The organism is Massilia sp. Root418 (assembly GCF_001425265.1).
GTDB lineage: Bacteria > Pseudomonadota > Gammaproteobacteria > Burkholderiales > Burkholderiaceae_D > Rugamonas.
In genome coordinates, this window is record NZ_LMEC01000002.1 from 145995 (window position 1) to 170465 (window position 24471).

The window sequence follows — 24471 nt, forward strand, 5'->3', positions numbered from 1 at the left end:
CTTCGTTCACTTTCTGCCGCGCGGGCGGCGCTGCGGCGGGTTACGCGCGTTCCGCGCTAACCCGCCCTACGGTTTTACCGTTTTACGGTTTTCGTTTTGGGCGGAAGACCGCCGCGTCGCTATAAAATTCGTCGTCCTGCTGCGGCCACCAGCCCGGCACGCCGAGCACCGGCAGCGGCGTGAAAGACGCCTTGCTCAACCCGTCCTGCGCCAGCTCGCGCGCCAGCTGCCCGTCCAGCCAGGCCTGCTGCCCGGCGAGCTCCAACGCGAAGTAGGCGTCGTCCGCCATCACCACGCGGGTGTGGGCGGTGATGGCCTTGTAGGGTGCCACCAGCTTTTCCATCAGCGCATGGCCGAACAGCCAGACCTGCGCATCGTTGCCGAACAACTGGCGCAACTCGACGAAGGCGCGGCGCCATTCGTGGCTGCGCAGCGCCTGCACCAGCGCCCTGCCCTGCTCCGAGCCGCGCACCACCAGCAGCGCGGCGTTCTCGTCGAACAGCGTGGCGGCGTCGCGCGCGGGGCCGCGCGATTTGCCGACGCCGTCCAGCGCGATCTGCGCCGCCTGTAGCGCGTTCAGCTGCCGCTTTATGCGCGGGAAGCTGAGCCACACCAGGGCGTTGAAGAAGTCGTGCAGGTTTTCGCGCGTGGGCACGCCGCCCGTGGCACCGATGAATTCCTCGTACGCCACGCCTTCCGGCAGCGCGCTTTGCGGCACGAAGGCCAGCGGCAATCCTTGATGATTGCACAATTCGCGCGCGCCTGCTTGGGCGTTGAAAAAGGGGATGATGCTGGCCGTGCCGAAATCGGTATCGACACGCGCCGCCGCAGCAGCGGCGCGCACCGAGCGATACCAGGGCCGGGCCCAGTCGATTGCCGCAAACACGCTGGTTTCCAGCTTAAGCCATCTTCCAGTTGATGGTTTCACCTGCATTCAGCGGCACCACTTCCAGCTCGCCCAGCGGCAGCGTGGCCGGCAGGGTCCATTGTTCGCGGCGCAGGGTGATGGTGTCGGGGTTCGGCTCCAGATTGTAGAAGGCGGGGCCATTCAGGCTGGCGAAGGCTTCCAGCTTGTCCAGCGCACCGGCGCGCTCGAACGCTTCGGCGTACAGTTCCATCGCGTGCAGCGCGGTGTAGCAGCCGGCGCAGCCGCAAGCATGTTCCTTGGCGCCCTGCGCGTGCGGCGCGGAGTCCGTGCCGAGGAAGAAGCGCTCGTCGCCGCTGGTGGCGGCCGTCATCAGCGCCAGGCGGTGCTCTTCGCGCTTCAGGATGGGCAGGCAGTAGTAGTGCGGGCGGATGCCGCCCTTGAAGATCTCATTACGGTTGTACAGCAGGTGGTGCGCGGTGATGGTGGCCGCGATTGGCCCTTCCGCTTCGGCCACGTACTCGGCCGCCTGGCGGGTGGTGATGTGCTCGAACACCACCTTCAGCTCGGGGAAGTCCTTGCGCAGCGGGCGCATGACGCGCTCGATGAACACCGCTTCGCGGTCGAACACGTCCACTTCCGGATCGGTCACTTCGCCGTGGACCAGGAAAGGCAGGTCCAGTTCCTGCATCACTTCCAGCGTCTTGTAGCAGTTTTTCAGGTCGGTCACGCCGGCGTCGGAGTTGGTGGTGGCGCCGGCCGGGTACAGCTTCACGGCGTGCACGAAACCGCTGTCGACGGCGCGGCGGATCTCGTCCGGGTTGGTGTTATTGGTCAGGTACAGCGTCATCAGCGGCTCGAAGCGCATGCCGGCCGGCAGCGCGGCCAGGATGCGGCTGCGGTAGGCTTCGGCGGCGGCCACGGTGGTGACCGGCGGCTTCAGGTTGGGCATGACGATGGCGCGGCCGAACTGGCGCGCGCTGTGCGGCAGCACGCTGGCCATGGTGGCGCCGTCGCGCAGGTGCAAGTGCCAGTCGTCTGGGCGGGTAATGGTGATGCTGTCAGGGGTTGCAATGTTGGACATGGCGGCTGCTCTCAGTGAGGAATGCCGCCATTTTACCGCGTGCGCCCCTGATTATGGCTGCGCGGCCACCCAGGCTTTCACGTCTGTCAACATCTTGTCGAGCGCGGCGCGGTCGTAGGGGGTGCCCCGGCTGAGCACCATGCGGATCTTGCGGGTGGCGGCCATGTCCTGCAGCGGGTCGGCGTCCAGCACCAACAGGTCGGCGGCTTTGCCTTCGGCCACACTGCCGTAGCGGTCCAGCTTGCCGAGGAAACGCGGACCGGCGATGACGGCGCTTTGCAGCGCTTGCGCCGGCGTGAGGCCGTATTTCACGTACAGGCCGATTTCGTCATGCAGCGCCTGGCCTGGGTAGTCGAAGGAGTTCAGGAAGCCGGCGTCGGTACCGGCCACGATGCTGACGCCCTCCTGCGCCAGGATGGGCAGCAGCGCGGCGGATTTCTCGAACAGGGCATGGCGCAGGGCGATCGCTTCCGGACCGTCCTTGGCGGCGCGCTGCACGCGCCAGTCGTAAGTGGCGCGCAGGCCTTTGCCGATGTATTGCAGGTAAGCGTCCCTGGCGTGGTCGTTCTGGTCGAGATAGGCGGTGACGTAGGAGCCGTACAGCGTAGGCACGATGGCGGTGCCGGCGGCGGCCATGCGCCTGAAGGCGGCGCGCGCGGCGGCTTCGTCATAGCTGTCCAGGCTCTGTTTCATCGCTTCGCGGCTGGTCAGCTTGCCCTCGGCCACCTGCGCTGTCAGCTCCGCTTCGCGGGGCGTGGCGGCGCGCAGCAGGTAGGACTGGTGCTCCACGGTGCCCAGGCCGGCGGTGAACATGGTGTCCAGCGTGAGCTGCACCGGCACGTGGCCGGAGGTGCGCATGCCGCGTTCCCTGGACTGCCTCAGCGCTTCCAGGTACAGCGCGGGCGTGAGCGTGTTTTCGGTGATCTTCACGAAGTCCACCTTCTGCCCCTGCAGCTTGTCCAGCGCGGCGCTCACTTCCGCAGGGTTGCCGACTTCGATGGTGCCTTTCCACAGCGGCTTGACGCCTTCGAGTTTTTGGCCGGAAGTGAAGATGGTGGGGCCGCTCATCTTGCCCGAGGCGACTTGCGCGCGCCAGTCCAGCACCGTGTCGGCCAGGTCGCCTGAACAGTCGCGCACCGCAGTAATGCCGTGCGCCAGGTAGAGCGGCATGAGCTGCTTGTTTTCTTCGATCAGCTCCGGGCCGCCGCCGAAGTGCACGTGCGTGTCCCACAGGCCCGGCATCAGGTATTTGCCGGGCAGGCGGATGGTCTTCTTCGGCGCGTAGTTCTTCAGCGCCTTGTCGTCCACCACGGCCAGGATGGTGTCACCCTTCAGCACCACGGACTTGCCTTTGACCGCCTTGCCGGCGGCAACGTCGATCAGCGTGGCCTGGGTCAGGACCAGGTCCGCCGCGATCTTGCCGGCAGCGTGCGCGCTGGTGAACAGGCCAAGCGCGAGCAGCGCGGCGGAAAGGGGGATCATCTGCGGCATGGCGGGTCCTTGGAAATTCGCGTGCCCGCATCTTACCGGATGATCGCCACTTTGCGCTGCAGCTTGCGCACCAGCCAGGACAGCGCGCTGCACAACACGAAATACACCAGCGCCACGAACAAATACATTTCCACCAGCCGGCCATCGCGCTGCGCCACCTTGCTGGCCGCGCCGACGAAGTCCGCCACCGACAGCACGTACACCAGCGACACGTCCTGGAACAGCACGATGGTTTGCGTGAGCAGCACCGGCAGCATGTTGCGGAAGGCCTGCGGCAGGATCACGTGGCCCATCATCTGCCAGTAGCCCATGCCCAGCGCCTGCGCCGCCAGCATCTGCCCGCGCGCCACCGACTGTATGCCGCCCCGCATGATCTCGCAATAATAGGCGGCCTGGAACAGGATGAAGGTGATCAGCGCGGACCAGAAGGCGCCCACTTTCACCGGCTCGGGCGAACCGATGATCCAGGCGCCGATGTAGGGCACCAGGAAGTAGAACCAGAAGATCACCAGCACCAGCGGCACCGCGCGCATCAGGTTCACGTAGCCGGAAGCCAGCAGCGACAGCGCGCGGATGGACGACAGGCGCCCCAGCGCCAGCAGGGTGCCCAGCACCACGCCGCCCAGCATGGCGAACACGGTGAGCTCCAGCGTGAACAGCATGCCGACCCGGAACAGGTAGCCCCAGGAGCGGGCGATGACGTCGAAATCGAAGCCGGCCAACATCTCAGCGCACCCCGCCGGACTGGAAGCTGCCGGGCAGCGCCAGCTTGCGCTCGGCCAAGTGCATCAGTCCCACCACGATGATATTGACGGTGACGTAGATCAGCGTGGCGGCGGAAAACGCTTCGAACACCTGGAAGGAAAATTCCTGGATGGCGCGCGCGCTGGCGGTCAGTTCGGTCAGGCCGATGGTGAGCGCGATGGAGCTGTTCTTGATAATGTTGAGGAACTCGCTGGTGAGCGGCGGCAGGATGACGCGGAAGGCCAGCGGCAGCAGCACGTGGCGGTATGCCTGCCAGCGCGACAGGCCGAGCGCCAGCGCCGCCGTGCCCTGCCCTCCGGAGAGGGACTCGATGCCGGCCGTGACCTGCACCGCCACCCGCGCCGAGGTGTAGAAGCCGAGCGAGATGACCGCCGTGACGAAGGGCGCGTTCGGCAGCGCCTTGAGCCAGGCGCCCACGTCCGCCGGCACCAGCTCGGGCATGACGAAATACCACAGGAACATCTGCACCAGCAGCGGCACGTTGCGGAACAGTTCAATGTAGGCGCTGCCCAGGCGGCGCAGCAGGGTGCCGCCGCGGGTGGGCGGCAAGGTGCGCGCGGTGCCGATCAATACGCCCAGCAGCAGCGCCATGATCCAGCCGCACAGCGAGGCGGCCAGCGTCCATTGCAGGCCGTCGATCAGCGTTTCCCAGTAGGTGCGCACGCCGTCCGGGGACTCTTCCCAGAAGATGCGCCAGTTCCAGTGGTAGTTCATGCTGCGGCCGCGTGCGCCGGCTTACTTCTTCTTCCTGGCGGCGGCCTGCTGCGCCGGCGGAATCGCCGCGTAGGCAGCCGGGTCCGGCGAATCGGTCGGCTTGGCCAGCACGGCCTGCAGCTGCGGCGGCATGGGGAAATTCAGGTTGATGCCTTTCGGCGGGATGGGCGACATGAACCACTTGTCGTACGTCTTCTTGAAGTCCTCGCTCTGGTAGAAGCGCGTCAATGTGGCGTCCACCAGCTGCTTGAAGGCGGGGTCCTCGCGGCGTAGCATGATGCCGTAGGGTTCGACCGACAGCGCCTCTTTCGTGATCTCGTATTCGGCGGGGTTCTTGGCGGCGGCCAGCTGCGCCGCCAGCAGGATGTCGTCGTTGGCCTGCGCGGCGGCGCGGCCGGTTTCCAGCATCAGGAACGATTCCGGATGGTCCTTGCCGACCAGGATGGTCATGCCGAGGTTCATCTCGTTGTTCAGGATGGTGAGCTGCTTCTGGGTGGTGGTGCCGGCGGTGACCACCAGCGCCTTGCCCTTCATGTCGGCCAGGCTCTTGATGCCGGAAGCCTTCTTCACCAGCAGCTTGTTGGCCACCACGAACATGGTGGGCGCAAAGGCGACCTGCTTCTGGCGCTCGGCGTTGTTGGTGGCCGAGCCGCATTCAAGGTCGATGGTGCCGTTGGCCATGAGGGGGATGCGGTTGGCCGGCGTGACCGGGTTCATCGTCACCTTCACCGAGGTCAGGCCAAGCTGCTTCTGCGCGGCGGTGACGATCTTCATGCACAGGTCCACCGAGTAGCCGATGTACTGCTGCTTGTCGTCCAGGTAGGAGAATGGCACCGAGCCGTCGCGCACGCCCAGGGTGATGGTGCCGGTGCGCTTGATCTTGGCCAGGGTGCCGGTGAGTTCCTGGGCCGCCGCCGAGGCGGAAGCGGCGCACAGCAGGATAGCGAGCAGTGATTTCAACGTCATGATTCCTCCGGTAAGAAGTTCAACAACGTGATGCGCCGCAGCGGCGGGTTACGCGCTTCGCGCTAACCCGCCCTACGCAAGCTTCCTCGGGCCGCAGGGCGGGTTGGCCGAAGGCGCAACCCGCCGCGGAACCGCCTAATGAATAATACGCGCCAAAAAGTCCTTTGCCCGCTCGGAACGCGGAGCGCCAAAAAATTCGTCCTTGCTGCAGTCTTCCAGGATGCGGCCCTTGTCCATGAACACCACGCGGTTGGCCACCTTCCTGGCAAAGCCCATCTCGTGGGTCACCACCATCATGGTCATGCCTTCCTGCGCCAGGCCCACCATCACGTCCAGCACCTCGTTGATCATTTCCGGATCGAGCGCGGAGGTCGGCTCGTCGAACAGCATGGCGATCGGGTCCATCGACAGGGCGCGCGCGATGGCCACGCGCTGCTGCTGGCCGCCGGAAAGCTGGTTGGGAAATTTGTCCTGCTGCGCCAGCAGGCCCACGCGGTCCAGGTATTTCAGGCCGCGCTCGATGGCTTCGTCCTTGCTGCGGCCCAGCACCTTGATCTGGCCCAGCGTGAGGTTGTCGCGCACCGACAGGTGCGGGAACAGCTCGAAGTTCTGGAACACCATGCCGATGCGCGCGCGTAGCGCCGGCAGGTCCGTGCCCCTGGCGCCGACCGAGGTGCCGTCGACAATGATTTCACCCTCCTGGAACGGTTCCAGGCCGTTGACCGTCTTGATCAAGGTGGATTTTCCGGAACCGGACGGGCCGCAGATGACCATCACATCGCCCTTGGCCACTGCGGTGCTGCAGTCGGTGAGCACCTGGAATTGGCCGTACCATTTATTGAGTTTTTTTATGGCTATCATCTTTGCGTTTAAAATTCGGCCCGCAAACAGTTTATTTCGCGCGCTGTATTCAGCGAGACACAGTTGCTTGACACGCATCTGGACCGCAAGGATACTGCGACACTTGCTCAGTTATTGATCAACTACACAACATTCTACCGGCCATTTACCCAATGGCGCGCAGTTTAGAGACACTACCACAGGAACCCCCGCCTATGAAAACACGCAATAATCTGACAACCTACATCATGGTTAGCCTGGTGCTAGGCATCGTCGCGGGTTACTTCGCCAACGTCGGCCTGGCCAATCCCGGCGCCTTTGCCGAGTATATGTCCTATTTGACCACCATCTTCCTGCGGTTGATCAAAATGATCATCGCTCCGCTGGTGTTTGCCACCCTGGTAGTCGGTATCGCACGCATGGGCGATGCCAAGGAAGTGGGCCGCATCGGCCTGAAGACGCTGGGCTGGTTCTTCATTGCGTCGGTCATGTCGCTGCTGCTGGGCCTCGTAATGGTCAACATCTTCCGTCCGGGCGACGCGCTGGTGGGCCACCTGCCGGCGGTCAGCACGCCATCGGGCATCGCCGCCACCGGCCTGTCGCTGAAAGAGTTCATCACCCACCTGGTGCCGGCCTCCATCATCGACGGCATGGCCAAGAACGAAATCCTGCAGATCGTGATCTTCTCGCTGTTCTTCGGCACCGCCGCCGCAGCAGTGGGCGTGAAGGCAGAGCCGCTGGTCGACGCGGTGGACGGCCTGGCCCACATCATGCTGAAGGTGACCGGCTACGTAATGAACTTCGCACCGGTGGCCGTGTTCGCGGCCGTGGCAGGCACCATCGCCAAAAGCGGTGTGGGCGTGCTCGGTACCTACGGCGTGTTCATGGCGGAGTTCTACCTGAGTATCGCCGTGCTGTGGGGCTTGCTGATTTTCGCCGGCTTCGTGTTCCTGGGCCGCCGCATCTTCGCCCTGATGGGCGAAATGAAGGGCCCGGCCCTGCTGGCCTTCTCCTGCGCTTCGAGCGAAGCGGCCTACCCGAAAACGCTGGAAGGCCTGGAGCGTTTCGGCGTGCGCAACCGCATCGCCTCCTTCGTGCTGCCGATCGGCTATTCCTTCAACCTGGATGGCTCGATGATGTACTGCACCTTCGCCACCGTGTTCATCGCCCAGGCCTACGGCATTGAAATGCCGCTCAGCACCCAGCTGACCATGATGGCGGTGCTGATGCTGACCTCCAAAGGTATCGCCGGCGTGCCGCGCGCTTCGCTGGTGGTGATCGCCGCCACCCTGGGCCAGTTCAACATCCCGGAAGCCGGCCTGCTGCTGCTGCTCGGTATCGACCACTTCCTGGACATGGCGCGCTCCGCCACCAACGTGATCGGCAACAGCGTTGCCGCCGCCGTGGTGGCCAAGTGGGAGGGCGAGCTGGTGGCCCCGCTGGACAAGGAACTGTCGGATTCGCCGCTGCCGTAAGCGCCGGCGCGGATGTAAAAAAGGCTTCCCTCGGGAAGCCTTTTTTTTACTCCACTTCTTCTTCCACCTTGGCCTGCTGGCGCTGCCACATCTGCGCATACAGGCCGTCCGCCGCCAGCAGCGACTGGTGCGTGCCGCGCTCGACGATGCGGCCGTGGTCCAGCACGATGATCTGTTCCGCGTCCACCACCGTGGACAGGCGGTGCGCAATCACCATGGTGGTGCGGTGCCGGGCGATTTCCTTGAGCTGCGCCTGGATGGCCTGCTCGGCTTTCGAGTCCAGCGCGGACGTGGCCTCGTCGAAGATCAGGATGGCGGGATTCTTCAGCAGGGTGCGCGCGATGGCCACGCGCTGCTTCTCGCCGCCGGACAGTTTCAGCCCCCGTTCGCCCACCATGGTGGCGTAGCCGTCCGGCAGGCTGGCGATGAAGTCGTGGATGGAGGCCGCCTTGGCCGCCGCCACGATGTCCTCCTTGCTGGAGCCGGGCTTGCCGTAGGCGATGTTGTATTCGATGGTGTCGTTGAACAGCACCGTATCCTGCGGCACGATGCCGATGGCGTGGCGCAGCGAATCCTGGGTGACCGCGCGCAGGTCCTGGCCGTCGATGGTGATGGCGCCCTGGTTCACCTCGTAGAAGCGGTACAGCAGCCGTGACAGGGTGGACTTGCCCGAGCCGCTGTGGCCCACCACCGCCGTGGTGCTGCCGGCGGCGATGGTGAAGTCGACATCGAACAGGATCTGGCGCTTGGACTCATAGCTGAAGTCCACGTGCGAGAAGCGCACCTGCGCGCCCTGCGTGTGCAGCGGCTTGGCATCCGGCGCGTCCGCCACTTCGCGGTTCTGGTCCAGCAGCGAGAACAGGCGCTCCATGTCCGCCAGGCTTTGCTTGATCTCGCGGTAGATCACGCCCAGGAAGTTGAGCGGGATGTAGAGCTGGATCATGAAAGCGTTCACCAGCACCAGGTCGCCCAGGGTCATCTTGCCGTCGATGACGCCCTGGGTGGCGCGCCACAGGATCAGCGTGACCGCGGTGGCGATGATCAGCGACTGGCCGGTGTTCAGGAAGGACAGCGAGGTCTGCGACTTGACCGCCGCCGCCTCGTAGCGCTGCAGGCCCTCGTCGTAGCGTTTGGCTTCGTAGTCCTCGTTGCCGAAGTACTTCACGGTTTCGTAGTTGATGAGCGAGTCGATGGCCTTGGTATTGGCCTTGGAATCGAGGTCGTTCATGGTGCGGCGGAAGTGCGTGCGCCAGTCGGTGACGGTGATCGTAAACACGATGTAGGACACCAGCGCCACGAAGGTGATGGCGCTGAACCAGATGTCGTAATGCGTCACCAGGTAGCCCAGTACCAGGGAAATCTCCACCAGCGTGGGCAGGATGTTGAACAGCGTGTACGAGATCAGCGAGCCGACGCCGCGCGTGCCGCGCTCGATGTCGCGCGTCATACCGCCGGTCTGGCGGTTCAGGTGGAAGCGCAGCGACAATGAATGCAGGTGGCGGAACACCTTGAGCGCGATGGTGCGCACGGCGCGCTGCGTCACGCGCGCGAACAGGAACTCGCGCAGCTCCGTAAACACCGTGGTGGACAGGCGCAGCAGGCCGTAGGCCACCAGCGCGCCCAGCGGCAGCACCAGCAAGGCGTGCGGATGCGACGGCGAGATGGTCATCTGGTCCACCAGCTTTTTCAGCACCACCGGCACGCCCACGTTGGCCAGCTTGGCGCCGATCAGGCATAGCAGCGCGGCCAGCACGCGCCATTTGTAGACCCACAGGTAGGGAATCAGGGTTTTCAGGGTGGCCAGGTCGCTGCGCGGCGGCTTGCCGGCGGCGTCTGCGGGAGGTGGCGGTGGGGGCGAGGTGGCTGAGCGGCGCATAACGAAACGGGGCTTCCGTGGTTTACAATCAGTCCCAATTGTAGCCCTTAGCGAGACTTCACGATGACCACGCCTGAAAACACCACCGCCCCCAACCTGGCCGCCGTCCATACGGCAGAGCGGCGCGGCCTGCCGGAAGGGAAGATGCCGGAACTGCGCGTGATGCCCGCGCCGGCCGACGCCAACGTGTACGGCGACGTGTTTGGCGGCTGGATCATGGCGCAGGTCGACATCGCCGGCTCGCTGCCCGCCACCCGGCGCGCCAACGGCCGCGTGGCGACCGTGGCCGTGAATTCCTTCGTATTCAAAAATCCCGTCTTCGTCGGCGATCTGCTGTCCTTCTACGCCGATATCATCAAGGTCGGCAACACCTCGATCACGGTCAACGTGGAAGTGTACGCCGAGCGCAACCGCCTGCAGGCGTGCACCGTCAAGGTCACCGAAGCGACGCTGACCTATGTGGCCACCGGCCCGGACCGCAAGCCGCGCCCGGTGCCGCCGCTGGAAACGCTGCTGTAAGGCTGCACGGATGGAAGCAGGACGCCGCAACCTCCTGCTGACCGGCGCCCGGCTGTCGGCGCTGGCCGCCATGGCCGCCGCCGGCGCCACCCTGGCCGGCAGCGAGGCAGGAGGCGGCGCGCAGCGCGGCCGCAGCCGCGGCGCTGCGCAAGCCGGCGAGGGCGCCAACGGCGCCGGCTATCCCTTCTCCCTCGGCGTGGCCTCCGGCTCGCCGCTGCCCACCGCGGTGGTGCTGTGGACCCGCATCCTGTACGACCCGTTCAGCGCTGCCGCCATGCCGCCGCTGGCGCTGTCCGTGCGCTGGGAGGTGGCGCACGACGAAGCCTTCCGCAGCATCGCCGCCAGGGGCACGGCGATGGCCCCGCCCGAACTGGCGCACAGCGTGCACGTCGACGTCAGCGGCCTGGCGCCCGGCCGCTGGTACTGGTACCGCTTCATGCTGGGCGACGCCGTCAGCCCCACCGGGCGTACCCGCACGGCGCCCGCGCCGGACAGCACGCCCTCCGCGCTCAAGCTGGCCGTGGCCTCCTGCCAGCACTGGGAATTCGGCAGCTACGCCGCGCACCGCCACATTGCCGCCGCCGCGCCGGAGCTGGTGGCCTTCCTCGGCGACTACATCTACGAATGGGGTGCCTACCAGCGCCAGCATCCGCAGCGCGCGGTGCGGGTGGACGAGAGCTTCACGCTGGACCAGTACCGCGCCCGCTACGCCCAGTACAAGAGCGACCCCGACCTGCAGGCCGCGCACCACGCCGCGCCCTGGATACTCACCTGGGACGACCACGAAGTGGCCAACGACTACGCCGGCGACCGCGACGAGCGCCTGTCCGCCAGCTTTGCCGCGCGCCGCGCCGCCGCCTACCAGGCCTACTACGAGCACCAGCCCATCCGGCTCGACGTGCAGGCGGGCGGCTACGGCAGCTTGCGCATGCACCAGCGCTACGACTGGGGCCGGCTGGCGCGCTTCCACGTGCTCGACAACCGCCAGTACCGCGCGCCGCAAGCGTGCACCGTGGGGCGCGGCGGTTCCAGTTCCGTGTACTGGCGCGAATGCGCGGCGCTGCGCGACCCGGCGCGCGAGATGCTGGGCGCCGAGCAGCAGCGCTGGCTGGAACAGGGGCTGAAGCAATCGAAGGCGCGCTGGAACATCCTGGCGCAGCAAACGCTGATGGCCGGCGGCAGCCAGGTGCCGCTGGTGAACGGCGACGACGGCCGCTACTGGACCGACGGCTGGGACGGCTACCCGGCCGCTCGGCAGCGCCTGTACCGCGCGCTGCGGGGAAGCGGCGCAGCCAACCCGCTGGTGCTGTCCGGCGACGTGCACACCTTCTACGCCGCCGAGCTCACGCCGGACGGCCGCCGCCCCGCCAGCGCCGCCAATCCGGTGCTGGCGCACGAATTCTGCGGCACCTCCATCACCTCCGGCTCGCGGCCCCAGGCGCGCACGCTGCAATACGTGGACATGAACCCGCAGCTCAAATACGGCCGCAGCGACAAGCGCGGCTTCATGCTCTTCACCATCACACCCGAGCGCAGCAGCGTGCAATTCCAAGGCCTCGACGACGTCCGCAACCCCGCCAGCCCCATCGCCACCCTCGCCAGCTTCACCGTCCCCAGCAACACCAATACGAAAATGGGGTCAGGGTTAATTAAAAGTGCAACTTTTAATTAACCCTGACCCCATTTTCTGAGCAACTTTTCTTAGGCGGCTTTTTTCTCGTCGCGCAGCTGGCGGCGGAGGATTTTGCCGACGTTGGTCTTCGGCAGCTCGTCGCGGAATTCGATGTATTTGGGCTTCTTGTAGGCGGTCAGCTCGTGCTTGCAGAATTCCTGCAGCGCTTCGGCCGTCAGGTTGGGGTCCTTGCGCACCACGAACAGCTTGACCGCTTCGCCGGAGTTTTTGTCCGGCACGCCGATGCATGCCACTTCCAGCACGCCCGGATGCGCCGCCACCACGCCTTCGATTTCGTTCGGGTAGACGTTGAAGCCCGACACCAGAATCATGTCTTTCTTGCGGTCCACGATGCGGGTGTAGCCGCGCTCGTCCATGATGCCGACGTCGCCGGTCTTGAAGAAGCCGTCGGCCGTCATGGTCTTGGCGGTTTCGTCGGGACGCTGCCAGTAGCCGGCCATCACCTGCGGGCCGCGGATGGCGATTTCACCCGGCTGGCCGAGCGGCACTTCCACGCCGTCGTCGTCCAGGATCCTGATTTCGGTGGACGGGATCGGCAGCCCGATGGTGCCCGTGAATTCCTTGATGTCGACGCGGTTGGCGGTGGCCACCGGCGAGGTTTCGGACAGGCCGTAGCCTTCGATGATGGGCGTGCCGGTGAGCTTGAGCCAGCGGTCGGCCACGGCTTGCTGCACCGCCATGCCGCCGCCGTTGCACACCTTGTAGCTGGAGAAGTCCAGCTTGGCGAAGTCGGGGTTGTTCAGCAGCGCGTTGTACAGCGTGTTCACGGCCGGGAACACCACCACCGGATACTTGGCCAGTTCCTTGACGAAACCGGGGATGTCGCGCGGGTTAGGGATCAGGATGTTCAGGCCGCCGAAGCGCATGCCCATGAAGGCGCTGATGGTGAGCGAGTAGATGTGGTACAGCGGCAGCGCGCACACGAACACCACCTGCTTGCCGCTGGTGTCCAGGCCCAGCCAGGCTTCGTTCTGCAGCACGTTGGAGATCACGTTACGGTGCAGCAGCACGGCGCCCTTGGAGACGCCGGTGGTGCCGCCGGTGTATTGCAGGAAGGCGATGTCCTCGTGGCCCAGCTGCACCGGCTTAAGCGTCAGGCGCGAACCTTCGGCCAGCACCTTCTTGAAGCTGGTGGAACCGGGCAGCGACCAGGCCGGCACCATCTTCTTCACGTTGCGCACCACGAAGTTGACGATGGCGCCCTTCAGGCCGCCCAGCAGGTCGCCCATGCTGCCCACGATCACATGCTTGACCTGGGTGTTGGCGAGCACCTGCTGCACCGTGGTGGCGAAGTTCTCCAGCACGATGATGGCTTCGGCGCCGGAGTCGTTCAGCTGGTGCTGCAGCTCGCGCGGGGTGTACAGCGGGTTGACGTTGACCACGGTGTAGCCGGCGCGCAGGATGCCGGCCATGGCCACCGGGTATTGCAGCACGTTGGGCAGCATGATGGCCACGCGCGCGCCTTTTTCCAGGCCCTTGCTTTGCAGCCAGGCACCGAGCTGCTGGGACATCTGGTCCACTTCGCGGTAGGTCAGGAACTTGTCCATGCAGACGTAGGCGTTGCGGTCGGCGTACTGACGGAAGGACTCCTCCAGCAAGTGCGTCACCGAGCTGTATTGCGTGTTGTCGATTTCCGCGGGTACGCCCTGGGGGTAGGAATTCAACCAAATCTTGTCCATCACTAGCCTCGTTCAAACATTTTCTATAAAAAAACCGCCCGGCCAGCAGGCGGTCGCGCCTGTGGCCGGGGGGTTTATGCCGCCTTCTTCTTCTCGCCCACCACTTCGTCGCGCAGCACGCGGCGCAGGATCTTGCCGACGTTGGTTTTCGGCAGTTCGTCGCGGAACTCGATGTATTTCGGCTTCTTGTAGCCGGTCAGGTTTTCCTTGCAGTAGGCCATCAGGGTGTCCGCGTTCAGGTTCGGGTCCTTGCGCACCACGAACACCTTCACCGCTTCGCCCGAGTGCTCGTCCGGCACGCCGATGCAGGCGCATTCCAGCACGCCGGGATGGCCGGCGATCACGCCTTCCACTTCGTTCGGATAGACGTTGAAGCCGGACACCAGCACCATGTCCTTCTTGCGGTCCACGATCTTGACGTAGCCGCGCGCGTCCATCACGCCCACGTCGCCGGATTTGAAGTAGCCGTCCGGCGTCATCACCTTGGCGGTTTCCTCCGGACGGTTCCAGTAGCCCACCATCACCTGCGGGCCGCGGATGGCGATCTCGCCCGGCTGGCCCAGCGGCACTTCCTTGCCGTCGTCGTCCAGGATGGCGATGTCGGTGGACGGCACGGGCAGGCCGATGGTGGCGGTAAACTCGGTGCCGTCGGCGCGGTTGCAGGTGGCCGTGGGCGAGGTCTCGGACAGGCCGTAGCCTTCGATGATGGGCACGCCGGTCACCTTCAGCCACTTGTCGTTGACGGCCTGCTGCACCGCCATGCCGCCGCCGTTGCAGATCACCACGCCGGAGAAGTCCAGCTTGCTGAACTCGGGATGGTTCACCAGCGCGTTGTACAACGTGTTGACGGCCGGCAGCATGTTGAAGCGGTACTTGGACAGTTCCTTGATGAAGCCGCCGATGTCGCGCGGGTTGGGGATCAGGATGTTCATGGCCCCCATGCGCATGCCCCACATGGCGCAGGCCGTCAGCGCGAAGATGTGGTACAGCGGCAGCGCGCAGACGATGGTCAGCGGCTCATTGGCCGGCAAGGTCTTCAGGCGCGGCTGGGCCCAGGCTTCGTTCTGCAGCAGGTTGCCGACGATGTTGCGGTGGGTCAGCGTGGCGCCCTTGGACACGCCCGTGGTGCCGCCCGTGTACTGCAGGAAGGCCACGTCGGACGCGTTCAGTTCCACCGGCGTGAGCTTCATGCCCGCGCCCTGCGACAGCGCGTCCTTGAAGCGCACCGCGTTCGGCAGCGAGAAGGCCGGCACCATTTTCTTCACGTTGCGCACCACGAAGTTGACGATGGCGCCCTTCAGCCCGCCCAGCATCTCGCCCATGCTGGCCACGACAATGTGCTTGACCTTGGTGCGCGGCAGGACCTGCTCCAGGGTGGTGGCGAAATTTTCAAGGATGAGGATAGCTTCCGCACCGGAGTCGTTCAGCTGGTGCTCCAGCTCGCGCGGCGTGTACAGGGGATTGACGTTGACCACGGTGTAGCCGGCGCGCAGGATGGCCGCGATGGCGATCGGATACTGCAGCACATTGGGCATCATCACCGCCACGCGCGCGCCCTTTTTCAGGCTGCGGCTTTGCAGCCAGGCGCCCAGGCGCTTGGACAGCGTATCGAGCTCGGCATAGGTAAGGAACTTGTCCATGCAGACGTATGCGTTGCGGTCCGCATATTTCTGGAAGGACTCTTCCAGCAGATGCACGAGCGACCGGTACTGGTTCGGATCAATCTCCGCCGGGACGCCGGGGGGGTACGACTGCAGCCAAATTTTTTCCATCCTGTGCCTCGTCTCTTGATATGTTTTTATGGGGGGCAAACAAAAAATAGTACGCTCGTACACAAACTGAGTAAGATGCTATCGGGCGCAACGCCAGTATGCAAGCGCTTTTGCAGATTTTGAACCCCTACTCTATCAACTGATGTGTCGCCGGCACGCTGGAGCATTCCTGCTGCGGCGCAGCAAAGCTCAGCGATCGGGCGACACTATCGTCTGGGTAGCGACCGTATCAGGCTGGGGTGGCGGCGGCTGGCCCAGATGAAGCAAGCGGGCCTGGCGCTCTTGCAGGCTCAAGGTCGACATGCCTTGCACCGCAGCATAAAAGCGCGGGAAGGTCTTTTCCTGCGCCAGCAAGGCGCGGAATCCCGGTAAGAAATCATTGTATGTTGCAACAGACGCAAGGTGGGCGTTATTGAGCGGCTCGGCGAAGAAGCGATCATAGCCCGCGTACCCGCCCCAGCTGTTGATTTTCATCAGCTGGTATTCCTCTTTCAGCGACGCGAAGATGCGCAGCTTCTCCTCGCGCTTTTTCTTGTCGCTGACCTTGCGCGCGTAGTTGGCGGCCAGCAGCGCACGGTGGCGCACCAGCAGGTCGAGGAAATCGCGCCGGCGCACGCTGTAGCGCTCGTAGGCTTCGCGCATGGCGGGGTTGCCGTACATGTCCAGCCAGCGCTGCACGCCGGCCTCCTCGACCGCCGTGGCGAAGGCTTCGTTGAAGCGCGAGTCGCCCTGCACATAGGCCACCTGGTGGGCCAGCTCGTGGAACACCATGCGCGCCAGTTCGGCGTCGGAATAGTTGATGAAGGAGGACAGCAGCGGGTCGCTGAACCAGCCCAGGGTGGAGTACGCCGGCACGCCGCCCAGCTGCACGTCGTTGCCTTCCTTGCGCAGCTCGTCGGCGTAGGCCTCGGCGTCTTCCTTGCTGTAATAGCCGCGGTAGCTGACGCAGCCGGCGATGGGGAAGCACCACTGGATCGGGCGCAGCGACAGCGAGGGCGTGGCCACCACGTTCCACAGCACGTAGGGCCGGTTCAGGGCGGCGTAGTTGCGGTAGCTGGCGTTGTCCGGCAGGCCGAGTTCCTTCACGGCGAAGCGGCGTATCAGCAGCGCCTTTTCCAGGCGCGCCTTGAGCTTGGGATCGGTGGCCGGATCGCCCAGCCAGTCCTCGATGGGGCGGGCTTCGGACCAGAGCGCATACTGGCCCTGGGCCGCCTGGAAATAATACTTAAACTGGGCGCAGCCAGCCAGCATCAATGCGCACGCGCCCGCCGCCAGCCAGAACCTGGCACGCATTAACTGTCGGGCAAATTTGCGCATTTTTCACTCTCACGCCGCTTTCTCTACTTGAACCAGTGTATCGTAAAAAGTCGGCGCGCGGCCCATATCGGTAAGGCGCTGGCTGGTCACTTCGTTGGCGTTTTTGCCGTCGCCCGCGAGCTTTTTCCACCATATGGAGAGGCCCACGACGAGGCCCGCGCGGGCCTTGTCGGTGACGCGCAATTTACATTCGAATGAGCCACGATCGTTGTATATGCGCACCATTTCACCGTGCGCCAGGCCGCGCTGTCCGGCGTCGTCCGGGTGCATGTCGAGATGGGGTTCGCCTTCGGTGGCGCGCAAGCTGGTCACATTGACAAAGGTGGAGTTCAGGAAGTTGCGCTGCGGTGGAGAAATCATGGCAAGCGGGTACTTGGCGGCCAGCCCCGGATTGCTGGCGCGCGACTCGTACGGTGCGATGTAGGCCGGCAACGGGTCGAGGCCGTCGGCCAGCATCTGCGCCGAATAGAACTCGCATTTGCCGGACGGCGTGGGGAAGCCGCCTTGCGCGAACGGCGCGGCCGGCATGTTCAGGCGCTGCCAGCCCTTCTGCTTGAGCGCATCCCAGTCGAAGTGCACGGCGCGCGCGTCCTTGGTGTTGAAAGCCTGGGCCGCCAGCTGCTCGTCGCTCTCGCTGAACATGGGATCATCCAGGCCCATGCGCGCGGCCAGCAGGCGGAAGATTTCCGTGTTCGCCTTGGCCTCGCCCATGGGCGCGACGGCGGCGTTGTTGGCCATCATGTACAGGTGGCCGTAGGAGGTGTGCACGTCCACGTGTTCCAGCTGGGTGGTGGCGGGCAGCACGATGTCGGCATAGTCGGCGGTGTCGGTCTGGAAATGTTCCAGCACCACGGTGAACAGGTCTTCGCGCGCGAAGCCGGCCGCCACCTTGGCCGAGTCGGGCGCCACCGCCACCGGGTTGGAATTGTAGACGATGACCGCCTCCACCTGCGGCCCGAACGCCGGCGACGCGGGACGCAGCAGGTCGTCGCCGATGGTGCTCATGTTGATGGTGCGCGGCAGCCTGGCGTGGCGCTGCAGCAGGTCGGTGCGCTGCAGCAGCGCCTTGTTGGACGGGAAGCTGCCGCTGGCGGAAAGCTGCATGCCGCCGGCCGGGTTGCGCCAGGCGCCCACCAGCGCCGGCAGGCAGGCGATATTGCGCACCGCCATGCCGCCGCCGCGCACGCGCTGCACGCCGTAGTTGGCGCGGATGGCCACCGGCTCGCCGTTCTTCGCCATGCCGCCGTACAGCCGCGCCAGCTCCACCACTTCCTGCGCCGTGATGCCGCAGGTCTCGGCGGTGCGCTCCGGCGTCCATTCGGCGGCGCGCGCCTTGAGCTGCTCGAAGCCCAGGGTGTACTCGGCGATGTAGCCGTGGTCCAGCAGGTCCTCGGCGATCAGCACGTGCATCAGGCCCAGCGCCAGCGCGGCGTCGGTGCCGGGCAGCAGGGCAATGTGCTGGTGGCATTTCTCCGCCGTGAGCGAGCGGTAGGGGTCGATGGCGATGAGCTTGGCGCCGTTGCGCTTGGCGGCCTGGGCGCGGGCCCAGAAGTGCAGGCTGGAGGCAATCGGATTGCCGCCCCAGATGATGATCAGTTTGGCGTCCTGGAAATGCTCCAGGTCGGTGCCGATGGACCCGCCCACGGTGTATTTGTAGCCGGTGGCGCCGGCCGTGGCGCAGATGGTGCGGTCCAGCTGCGAGGCGCCCAGGGTGTGGAAGAAGCGGCCCGCCATGGCTTCGCCCTGCAGCAGGCCCATGGTGCCGGCGTAGCTGTAGGGCAGGAGCGCTTCCGGCGCGCGCGCCACGATAGGCTTCAGCCTGGCGGCAATGGTGTCCAGCGCCTCGTCCCAGCTGATGCGCTCGAACTTGCCCTCGCCCTTCTTGCCCACGCGGCGCAGCGGATGCAGCAGGCGGTCGGCGTGGTAGGTGCGCTCGGTGTAGCGCGCCACCTTGGTACAGAGCACGCCGGCGGTGGGCGGGTGATCGGGATCGCCTTTCACTTCGGTGGCGACGCCGTCTTCGACGGTGACGATGAGGGCGCAGGTGTCGGGGCAATCGTGCGGGCAGGCGGCACGAACGTAGCTGGTAGTGGTCATGTCTGGCGGGTCCGGGAAAACAATCGGGGAAAGCGCTATCGTAAACGATTCCGCGCCACCCCATCCGGTAGCGGCAAAGGCTACAATGGCTATACCGCCATGATGCGTAGCGTCTTACCAAGACGTGCAGCAAGAACAAAATACTGGAGAGCCCAGATGAAACTTGTAGCACCCATTATCGCGTTTCAATCCGAGTTGCAGCAGATCCGCCGCGACCTGCACGCGCACCCGGAACTTTGCTACGAGGAAGTACGCACTTCCGACGTGGTGGCCGCCAAGCTGACCGAATGGGGCATCCCCGTGGTGCGCGGCCTGGGCCTGACCGGCGTGGTCGGCATCATCAAGAACGGCACGTCGGAGCGCGCCATCGGCCTGCGCGCCGACATGGACGCGCTGCCCATGCAGGAAATCAACACCTTTGCCCACGCGTCCAGGCACGAGGGCAAAATGCACGCCTGCGGCCACGACGGCCACACGGCCATGCTGCTGGGCGCGGCCCACCACCTGGCACAGCACCGCGATTTCGACGGCACGGTCTACCTGATCTTCCAGCCGGCCGAGGAAGGCGGCGCCGGGGCGCGCCGCATGATACAGGACGGCCTGTTCGAGCGTTTCCCGATGGACGCGGTGTATGGCATGCACAACTGGCCCGGCATGCCGGCCGGCGCCTTCGGTGTGTGCGAGGGGCCGATGATGGCGTCAAGCAATGAATTCCACGTGACCCTGCGCGGCAAGGGCGCGCACGCGGCGCAGCCGCACAAGGGCATCGACCCCATCATGGTGGCGGTGCAGATTGCGCAGGCCTGGCAGACCATCATCACCCGCAACAAGAGCCCGCTCGATACGGCGGTGCTGTCCATCACGCAGATCCATGCGGGCAGCGCCACCAACGTGATTCCGGACGAGGCGAAAATGGTGGGCACGGTGCGCACCTTCACCAGCGGCGTGCTGGACCTGGTCGAGCACCGCATGCGCTTGCTGGCCGAGAACATCGCGGCCGGTTTCGATGCGGAGGTGGATTTTGCCTTCCGGCGCAATTACCCGCCGCTGGTGAACCACGCCAAGGAGACGCAGTTCGCGGTGGAAGTGATGAAGGCGGTGGCCGGCGCCGACAAGGTGGACGCCCAGATCGAGCCGACCATGGGCGCGGAAGACTTCGCGTTCTTCCTGCAGGAAAAGCCGGGCTGCTACATCTTCCTGGGCAATGGCGACGGCGACCACCGCGACGGCGGCCACGGCCTGGGGCCCTGCGTGCTGCACAACGGCAGCTATGACTTCAACGACAACCTGCTGCCCATCGGCGCCAGCTTCTGGGTGCGGCTGGCGGAGACGGCGCTGCCGCGGGCACGCTGAGATTGGCGGGTTACGGCGTGCCGCCTAACCCGCCCTACGCCCTCGCGTGGCGACCGTAGGGCGGGTTAGCACGCAGTGCGTAACCCGCCAGGCGCCGCTACGGCAACTGGTCCGCCCCCTCGCCCACGCGCTGTCCGGTATTGAGCTGCTCCAACCCCAGCAGCGCCGCCGCATGATCGGCCTGCGGGAACATCTCCACAATCGCCTCGTAGCGCTGCGTCACCAGGTCGGTAACCGGCAACTGCACCCCGGCCGCCGCCGCAGCCGCCAGGATATTGTGCTGGTCCTTCAACTGCGTGCGCACCTGTCCGCCCGGCATGAAATTGCGCTCCAGCATGCGCTGCCCGTGCACCTCCAGCACCTTGCTCTCCGCAAAACCGCCCCGTATGGCCGCCCGTACCGCGGCCGGGTCCGCGCCAGCCGCCTGCGCCAGCAGCAGCGCTTCCGCCACGATGTTGATGGTGCCGCCCACGATCAGCTGGTTGCACAGCTTTGCTACCTGCCCGCTGCCCGCCGGCCCCACCAGGGTGGACCGTCCCAAGGCCGCGAACACCGGCTCGGCGCGCGCGTAATCCTCGGCGCTGCCCCCCGCCATGATGGCCAGGGTGCCCGCCCGCGCCCCGCCCACGCCGCCCGACACCGGCGCGTCGACAAAGCGGCAGCCGCCCGCCGTGAGCCGGGTGTGGAACTCCTGGGCCTCGGACTGGCGCGTGGAGCTCATGTCCACCCACAGCGCGCCCGGCCGCAAGGCCGGCAACGCCGCGTCGATCACCAGGCCCACCACCGGTCCGGCCTCCAGCATGGAGATCACCACGTCCGCCGAGCTCACCGCGTCGGCCAGCTCGGCCACCGGCATGGCGCCGAATTCAGCCAGCGGCTCGGCCTTGCTGGCTGTGCGGTTCCAGACGGTGACGGCAAAGCCGGCGTGCAGCAGGCGCCGCACCATCGGCTCTCCCATCAAGCCGATACCAAGAAATGAAATTTGCGTTGACAATGGGACTACTCCTGAGTGAACAATGTTGAGGATGTCGTAACAATATTAGCCTCTCCTGAACGTTTTTGTGAATCTCGGTAGAATGAAGTACTGCTATATAACTCGACATATAGCGCAGACTCTGAAAGAAGCCATGCAAACAAAAAAAATCCTCGCGGCAGCAGCCGCAATTCTGGCAATGCAAGCAGCGGTTGCCGGGGACAAGCTGATCGACACCTCCTACGTTGAATACGCCAGCGCCTCCAAGATCCAGATGGCCCGCATCGGCGCCACCTCCGACTGGAACAAGCAGTGGTTCCAGTCCAATGGCAGCAGCCTGAGCGGCTACTGGGACGCCAGCTTCGGCGCCTGGCGCGGCAAGATGGCCAACAATGTGCCGGGCGCGCACCAGGACCTGGTGGACGTCGGCTTCACGCCGGTGTTCCGCTACGGCGCCGACAACAAAAAGGGCTTCTACGTCGAAGGCGGCATCGGCGTGCACCTGCTGTCCAAGCTGTACAACAACAACGACGACAAGCTGGCCACCGCCTTCCAGTTCGGCGATCACATCGGCGTGGGCTATGTGTTCAACAATAACTGGGAAGTCGCAGCCAAGATCCAGCACTTCTCGAACGGCGGCATCAAGAAGCCCAACAGCGGCGTGGATTACGCAGTGGTCAAGCTGGCTTATCGCTACTAATCAGGCGGCCATGAAAAAACCTCCGCAGTTCGCACTGCGGAGGTTTTTTTTCGTCCGGCCGGCAGCTTACTCGGCGACGTCCGCGCCCACGTTGATGGCTGCGTAGGCGCGCTGCACGGCTTTCGCCTCGGCGCTGTTGGCGCCATACAGCTCCTGCGCCGCGGCCAGCACTTTCAGGCGCGCGTCCGCGTAGTTGGTCGAGGAGGTGAACTTGGTGCTCAGCGCCTTGAACCAGATGCGGTATGCCTTGTCCAGGCCGATGCCGGTCATGGCCAGCGGCGCCTGGGTCAGGTACTTGCTGTAGTACTCGCTGGTGCTGCTTGAATTCGAGCCCTTGGCCAGGAAGTAGAACATGCGGTTGTTCGGGCCGCTGCTGTAGTGCACGTCCAGGCGCTTGAGCGACGTGCTCCAGGCATCCGGGCTGCGGCCGTCCTTGCTGGGCTTGAATAACCAGCGCAGCGGCTGGCCGTCCTTGGCAATTTCCTTGCCGGTCATCCAGTCGTTGGCGCTCGGCCATGGCAGCGTGGCGCCGGTGCCGCCGGCGCGCGCGTAGGCTTCCACCGCTTCACCCGTGATGTCCGAGCTGGACTCGTTCAGGCCGCCCGATTCGCCGCGGTACGCCAGGTTGGACGTGGCGGCGGTGACGCCGTGGCCCATTTCATGGCCGATCACGTCGATCGAGCCCAGGTTGTTGAAGTAGGTGCCGCCGTCGCCGATGTACATGCATTTGCAGGTGTCGGAGTAGTAGGCGTTGTCGTAGGCGGTGTTGACGTGGGCCGCGATATAGGTGGCCGTGTTGTTGCCGTCCAGCGACTGCCAGCCCAGCACGTTCTTCAGCATGTCGTAGGTGTTCATCAAGCCCCACAGCGCATTGACGGCGGCAGTCTGGCCGTTGGCGTCGGTGGTGCTGCCCCCGGCGATGTACTGCTTGCCGTCGCCCCAGGTGTTGCTGGTGTTGGTGTACACGCTGCCGGCGCTGGTGGTGTGGTTGGCGTTGGTGATGGCCATGGCGCCGAAGGTGCCGCCGGTGCCGCGCGAGCCGTCCACCATCTTGTAGGCGGTGCCGCTCAGCGTGGTGTTGATGGGTACGGCGCCGTTGTACTGGCTGTTGCCGGTGCCGACCACGGTCTGCAGCGCGTTCCATTGCTCCAGCACGCTACCGTCCTGCGCGTTGACGATGGTGTTGTGGAACACGGGCTTGTTGCCGTTGGCCATGCGGGTTTGCACCAGGTAGGCCAGCTTGTAGCCTTCCAGCACCTCGGTCACGTCGGTGGCGTTCAGTTCGCTCTCGGCCTTGTTCTCGGCGCCGGCCACGCGCACGGTTTTCATGACGGGATAGATGATCAGCTCGGCGCTAGGCGGGCCGATCGCCACGCCGTATGGGCCGATGCCGCGCAGCGCCGCGTCCACCGCCTGCTGCGGGCGCAGCTTCGGTTTCACATCCATGCGCTTGGCGCTCAGGGCGCCGCGCCGGTCGGCGATCGATTCGCTCAGGATATTGCCACCGGCATCGGACACCACCACCGATTCGGATTCGAAGATGCGCACGCCCTTGTAGGTGTGGTTCACGCGGCTGATGGCCTGGCCGCGCGCGCCGGGATGCTGGCTGGAGAGGGCGAAGCCATGGTCGGTGTCGAGGCCGTGCTTGCCGCGCTCGCCGTTCAGCGTGCTGATCAGGCGTGCTTTTTCTTGCGGGGAAAATGACGCCGGCTCGCCCATGGTGGGCGCTGCGTTAGCGGTGGACAGTAGCGACGCAGCGATGGCGGCGGCTATCATGGTGATGCGAAGTACCATTTCTATCTCCCAATCTGGTCGGACGGCTGGGCGCCATCTCGTCCGCCAACGTTAGCCCATCCGGCCACGGCGAGTCAAAAAAGGTGAGAAATGGGACTTTTGGGGTGCTGGTGTCTCAAATGGGACAATCGAAAGCAAAAAACCCCGCCAGCACACGCTGACGGGGTTTCTCTTATAACTAGCCTGACGATAACCTACTTTCACACTGGTTGCAGCACTATCATCGGCGCAAAATCGTTTCACGGTCCTGTTCGGGATGGGAAGGGGTGGGACCGATTTGCTATGGTCATCAGGCTTTGACTTGTACGCTGAGCGCTATGGCGCTCAGCTGCAATCTGGAAGAAGTAAAGTGGGTAGTAATTCAAACACAGGCAAATGCGATATAACCGTCAAGGTTATAGGGACAAGCCTTACGGGCAATTAGTACTGGTTAGCTTAATGCATTACTGCACTTCCACACCCAGCCTATCAACGTCCTGGTCTCGAACGACCCTTCAA

General features: G+C 64.9%; 19 protein-coding genes and 2 rRNA genes. 5 read left to right on the forward strand and 16 right to left on the reverse strand.

Translation table 11 applies throughout. The features are described from left to right. Positions 1–82: 82 nt before the first annotated feature. The 7 genes from ASC94_RS06405 to ASC94_RS06435 form a co-directional block, all read right to left on the reverse strand. A complete protein-coding gene (locus ASC94_RS06405) occupies positions 83–886 on the reverse strand; it encodes a DUF3025 domain-containing protein (protein WP_157201320.1) in 804 nt (267 codons plus the stop codon). A 13-nt stretch (positions 887–899) separates the two neighbouring features. Next, positions 900–1949, reverse strand: coding sequence for a dihydroorotase (gene pyrC, locus ASC94_RS06410; RefSeq protein WP_056392451.1), 1050 nt, complete (start codon positions 1947–1949; stop codon positions 900–902). A 51-nt stretch (positions 1950–2000) separates the two neighbouring features. Further along, on the reverse strand, positions 2001–3440 hold the full coding sequence (locus tag ASC94_RS06415) for an amidohydrolase family protein (RefSeq protein WP_157201321.1): 1440 nt from the start codon (positions 3438–3440) through the stop codon (positions 2001–2003). Between the two features lie 32 nt (positions 3441–3472). Next, the gene (locus tag ASC94_RS06420; protein ID WP_056392452.1) at positions 3473–4165 is read right to left on the reverse strand and encodes an amino acid ABC transporter permease; all 693 of its coding nucleotides are present in this window, start codon (positions 4163–4165) and stop codon (positions 3473–3475) included. Position 4166: 1 nt separating this feature from the next. Then, positions 4167–4919: an amino acid ABC transporter permease gene (locus tag ASC94_RS06425; protein ID WP_056392453.1), complete on the reverse strand. Its 753-nt coding sequence runs from the start codon at positions 4917–4919 to the stop codon at positions 4167–4169. A gap of 21 nt (positions 4920–4940) precedes the next feature. After that, entirely contained in the window at positions 4941–5885 is a 945-nt protein-coding gene (locus tag ASC94_RS06430) for an amino acid ABC transporter substrate-binding protein (protein WP_056392454.1), read from the reverse strand. A 135-nt stretch (positions 5886–6020) separates the two neighbouring features. After that, positions 6021–6746 (reverse strand): amino acid ABC transporter ATP-binding protein, encoded by a 726-nt coding sequence (locus tag ASC94_RS06435; RefSeq protein WP_056392456.1) that lies wholly within the window; start codon positions 6744–6746, stop codon positions 6021–6023. Between the two features lie 194 nt (positions 6747–6940). On the opposite strand from ASC94_RS06435, the gene ASC94_RS06440 reads away from it, so the two are divergent. After that, complete coding sequence (locus tag ASC94_RS06440; protein WP_056392458.1) at positions 6941–8200, forward strand: dicarboxylate/amino acid:cation symporter; 1260 nt, start codon at positions 6941–6943, stop codon at positions 8198–8200. A 46-nt stretch (positions 8201–8246) separates the two neighbouring features. On the opposite strand, the gene ASC94_RS06445 is transcribed toward ASC94_RS06440, so the two are convergent. Continuing rightward, complete coding sequence (locus ASC94_RS06445; RefSeq protein WP_056392460.1) at positions 8247–10076, reverse strand: ABC transporter ATP-binding protein/permease; 1830 nt, start codon at positions 10074–10076, stop codon at positions 8247–8249. A 63-nt stretch (positions 10077–10139) separates the two neighbouring features. Between ASC94_RS06445 and ASC94_RS06450 the strand changes: the two genes are divergently transcribed. After that, the gene (locus tag ASC94_RS06450) at positions 10140–10595 is read left to right on the forward strand and encodes an acyl-CoA thioesterase (RefSeq protein ID WP_056392463.1); all 456 of its coding nucleotides are present in this window, start codon (positions 10140–10142) and stop codon (positions 10593–10595) included. Between the two features lie 10 nt (positions 10596–10605). After that, complete coding sequence (locus tag ASC94_RS06455) at positions 10606–12267, forward strand: alkaline phosphatase (protein ID WP_056392464.1); 1662 nt, start codon at positions 10606–10608, stop codon at positions 12265–12267. A 29-nt stretch (positions 12268–12296) separates the two neighbouring features. Here ASC94_RS06455 and ASC94_RS06460 read toward each other — a convergent pair whose 3' ends face one another. The 4 genes from ASC94_RS06460 to ASC94_RS06475 all read right to left on the reverse strand — a co-directional run bounded on the left by ASC94_RS06460 (position 12297) and on the right by ASC94_RS06475 (position 19153). Beyond that, positions 12297–13967 carry a long-chain fatty acid--CoA ligase gene (locus tag ASC94_RS06460; protein ID WP_056392465.1) on the reverse strand — a complete coding sequence of 557 codons (1671 nt, stop codon included), beginning with the start codon at positions 13965–13967 and terminating at the stop codon, positions 12297–12299. A gap of 74 nt (positions 13968–14041) precedes the next feature. Beyond that, the gene (locus ASC94_RS06465; protein ID WP_056392467.1) at positions 14042–15739 is read right to left on the reverse strand and encodes a long-chain fatty acid--CoA ligase; all 1698 of its coding nucleotides are present in this window, start codon (positions 15737–15739) and stop codon (positions 14042–14044) included. Between the two features lie 189 nt (positions 15740–15928). Continuing rightward, a complete protein-coding gene (locus ASC94_RS06470; protein WP_229417187.1) occupies positions 15929–17032 on the reverse strand; it encodes an aminopeptidase in 1104 nt (367 codons plus the stop codon). A 33-nt stretch (positions 17033–17065) separates the two neighbouring features. Further along, positions 17066–19153 carry a molybdopterin-dependent oxidoreductase gene (locus ASC94_RS06475; RefSeq protein WP_056392472.1) on the reverse strand — a complete coding sequence of 696 codons (2088 nt, stop codon included), beginning with the start codon at positions 19151–19153 and terminating at the stop codon, positions 17066–17068. A gap of 156 nt (positions 19154–19309) precedes the next feature. Here ASC94_RS06475 and ASC94_RS06480 point away from each other — a divergent pair, with 156 nt between their 5' ends. After that, positions 19310–20506: a M20 aminoacylase family protein gene (locus ASC94_RS06480; RefSeq protein ID WP_056392474.1), complete on the forward strand. Its 1197-nt coding sequence runs from the start codon at positions 19310–19312 to the stop codon at positions 20504–20506. 97 nt (positions 20507–20603) lie between these two features. Here the strand turns inward: ASC94_RS06480 and ASC94_RS06485 are convergent, their stop codons facing one another. Continuing rightward, positions 20604–21500: an NAD(P)-dependent oxidoreductase gene (locus ASC94_RS06485; protein WP_157201322.1), complete on the reverse strand. Its 897-nt coding sequence runs from the start codon at positions 21498–21500 to the stop codon at positions 20604–20606. 133 nt (positions 21501–21633) lie between these two features. Between ASC94_RS06485 and ASC94_RS06490 the strand changes: the two genes are divergently transcribed. Further along, positions 21634–22179, forward strand: coding sequence for an acyloxyacyl hydrolase (locus tag ASC94_RS06490; RefSeq protein ID WP_056392477.1), 546 nt, complete (start codon positions 21634–21636; stop codon positions 22177–22179). Between the two features lie 66 nt (positions 22180–22245). Here the strand turns inward: ASC94_RS06490 and ASC94_RS06495 are convergent, their stop codons facing one another. From ASC94_RS06495 to ASC94_RS06505, 3 genes are all read right to left on the reverse strand, one after another. Then, positions 22246–23973 carry a M4 family metallopeptidase gene (locus ASC94_RS06495; RefSeq protein ID WP_082616293.1) on the reverse strand — a complete coding sequence of 576 codons (1728 nt, stop codon included), beginning with the start codon at positions 23971–23973 and terminating at the stop codon, positions 22246–22248. Between the two features lie 181 nt (positions 23974–24154). Then, a 5S ribosomal RNA gene (gene rrf, locus ASC94_RS06500) occupies positions 24155–24267 on the reverse strand. Positions 24268–24372: 105 nt separating this feature from the next. Further along, positions 24373–24471, reverse strand: a 23S ribosomal RNA gene (locus ASC94_RS06505); the annotation flags it as partial.

Bases quoted from the DNA above. Each gene is read 5' to 3' on its own strand.
- pyrC (WP_056392451.1), bottom strand. From the start codon at position 1,949: ATGTCCAACATTGCAACCCCTGACAGCATCACCATTACCCGCCCAGAC.
- ASC94_RS06415 (WP_157201321.1), bottom strand. From the start codon at position 3,440: ATGCCGCAGATGATCCCCCTTTCCGCCGCGCTGCTCGCGCTTGGCCTG.
- ASC94_RS06420 (WP_056392452.1), bottom strand. From the start codon at position 4,165: ATGTTGGCCGGCTTCGATTTCGACGTCATCGCCCGCTCCTGGGGCTAC.
- ASC94_RS06425 (WP_056392453.1), bottom strand. From the start codon at position 4,919: ATGAACTACCACTGGAACTGGCGCATCTTCTGGGAAGAGTCCCCGGAC.
- ASC94_RS06430 (WP_056392454.1), bottom strand. From the start codon at position 5,885: ATGACGTTGAAATCACTGCTCGCTATCCTGCTGTGCGCCGCTTCCGCC.
- ASC94_RS06435 (WP_056392456.1), bottom strand. From the start codon at position 6,746: ATGATAGCCATAAAAAAACTCAATAAATGGTACGGCCAATTCCAGGTG.
- ASC94_RS06440 (WP_056392458.1), top strand. From the start codon at position 6,941: ATGAAAACACGCAATAATCTGACAACCTACATCATGGTTAGCCTGGTG.
- ASC94_RS06445 (WP_056392460.1), bottom strand. From the start codon at position 10,076: ATGCGCCGCTCAGCCACCTCGCCCCCACCGCCACCTCCCGCAGACGCC.
- ASC94_RS06450 (WP_056392463.1), top strand. From the start codon at position 10,140: ATGACCACGCCTGAAAACACCACCGCCCCCAACCTGGCCGCCGTCCAT.
- ASC94_RS06455 (WP_056392464.1), top strand. From the start codon at position 10,606: ATGGAAGCAGGACGCCGCAACCTCCTGCTGACCGGCGCCCGGCTGTCG.
- ASC94_RS06460 (WP_056392465.1), bottom strand. From the start codon at position 13,967: ATGGACAAGATTTGGTTGAATTCCTACCCCCAGGGCGTACCCGCGGAA.
- ASC94_RS06465 (WP_056392467.1), bottom strand. From the start codon at position 15,739: ATGGAAAAAATTTGGCTGCAGTCGTACCCCCCCGGCGTCCCGGCGGAG.
- ASC94_RS06470 (WP_229417187.1), bottom strand. From the start codon at position 17,032: ATGCGTGCCAGGTTCTGGCTGGCGGCGGGCGCGTGCGCATTGATGCTG.
- ASC94_RS06475 (WP_056392472.1), bottom strand. From the start codon at position 19,153: ATGACCACTACCAGCTACGTTCGTGCCGCCTGCCCGCACGATTGCCCC.
- ASC94_RS06480 (WP_056392474.1), top strand. From the start codon at position 19,310: ATGAAACTTGTAGCACCCATTATCGCGTTTCAATCCGAGTTGCAGCAG.
- ASC94_RS06490 (WP_056392477.1), top strand. From the start codon at position 21,634: ATGCAAACAAAAAAAATCCTCGCGGCAGCAGCCGCAATTCTGGCAATG.
- ASC94_RS06495 (WP_082616293.1), bottom strand. From the start codon at position 23,973: ATGGTACTTCGCATCACCATGATAGCCGCCGCCATCGCTGCGTCGCTA.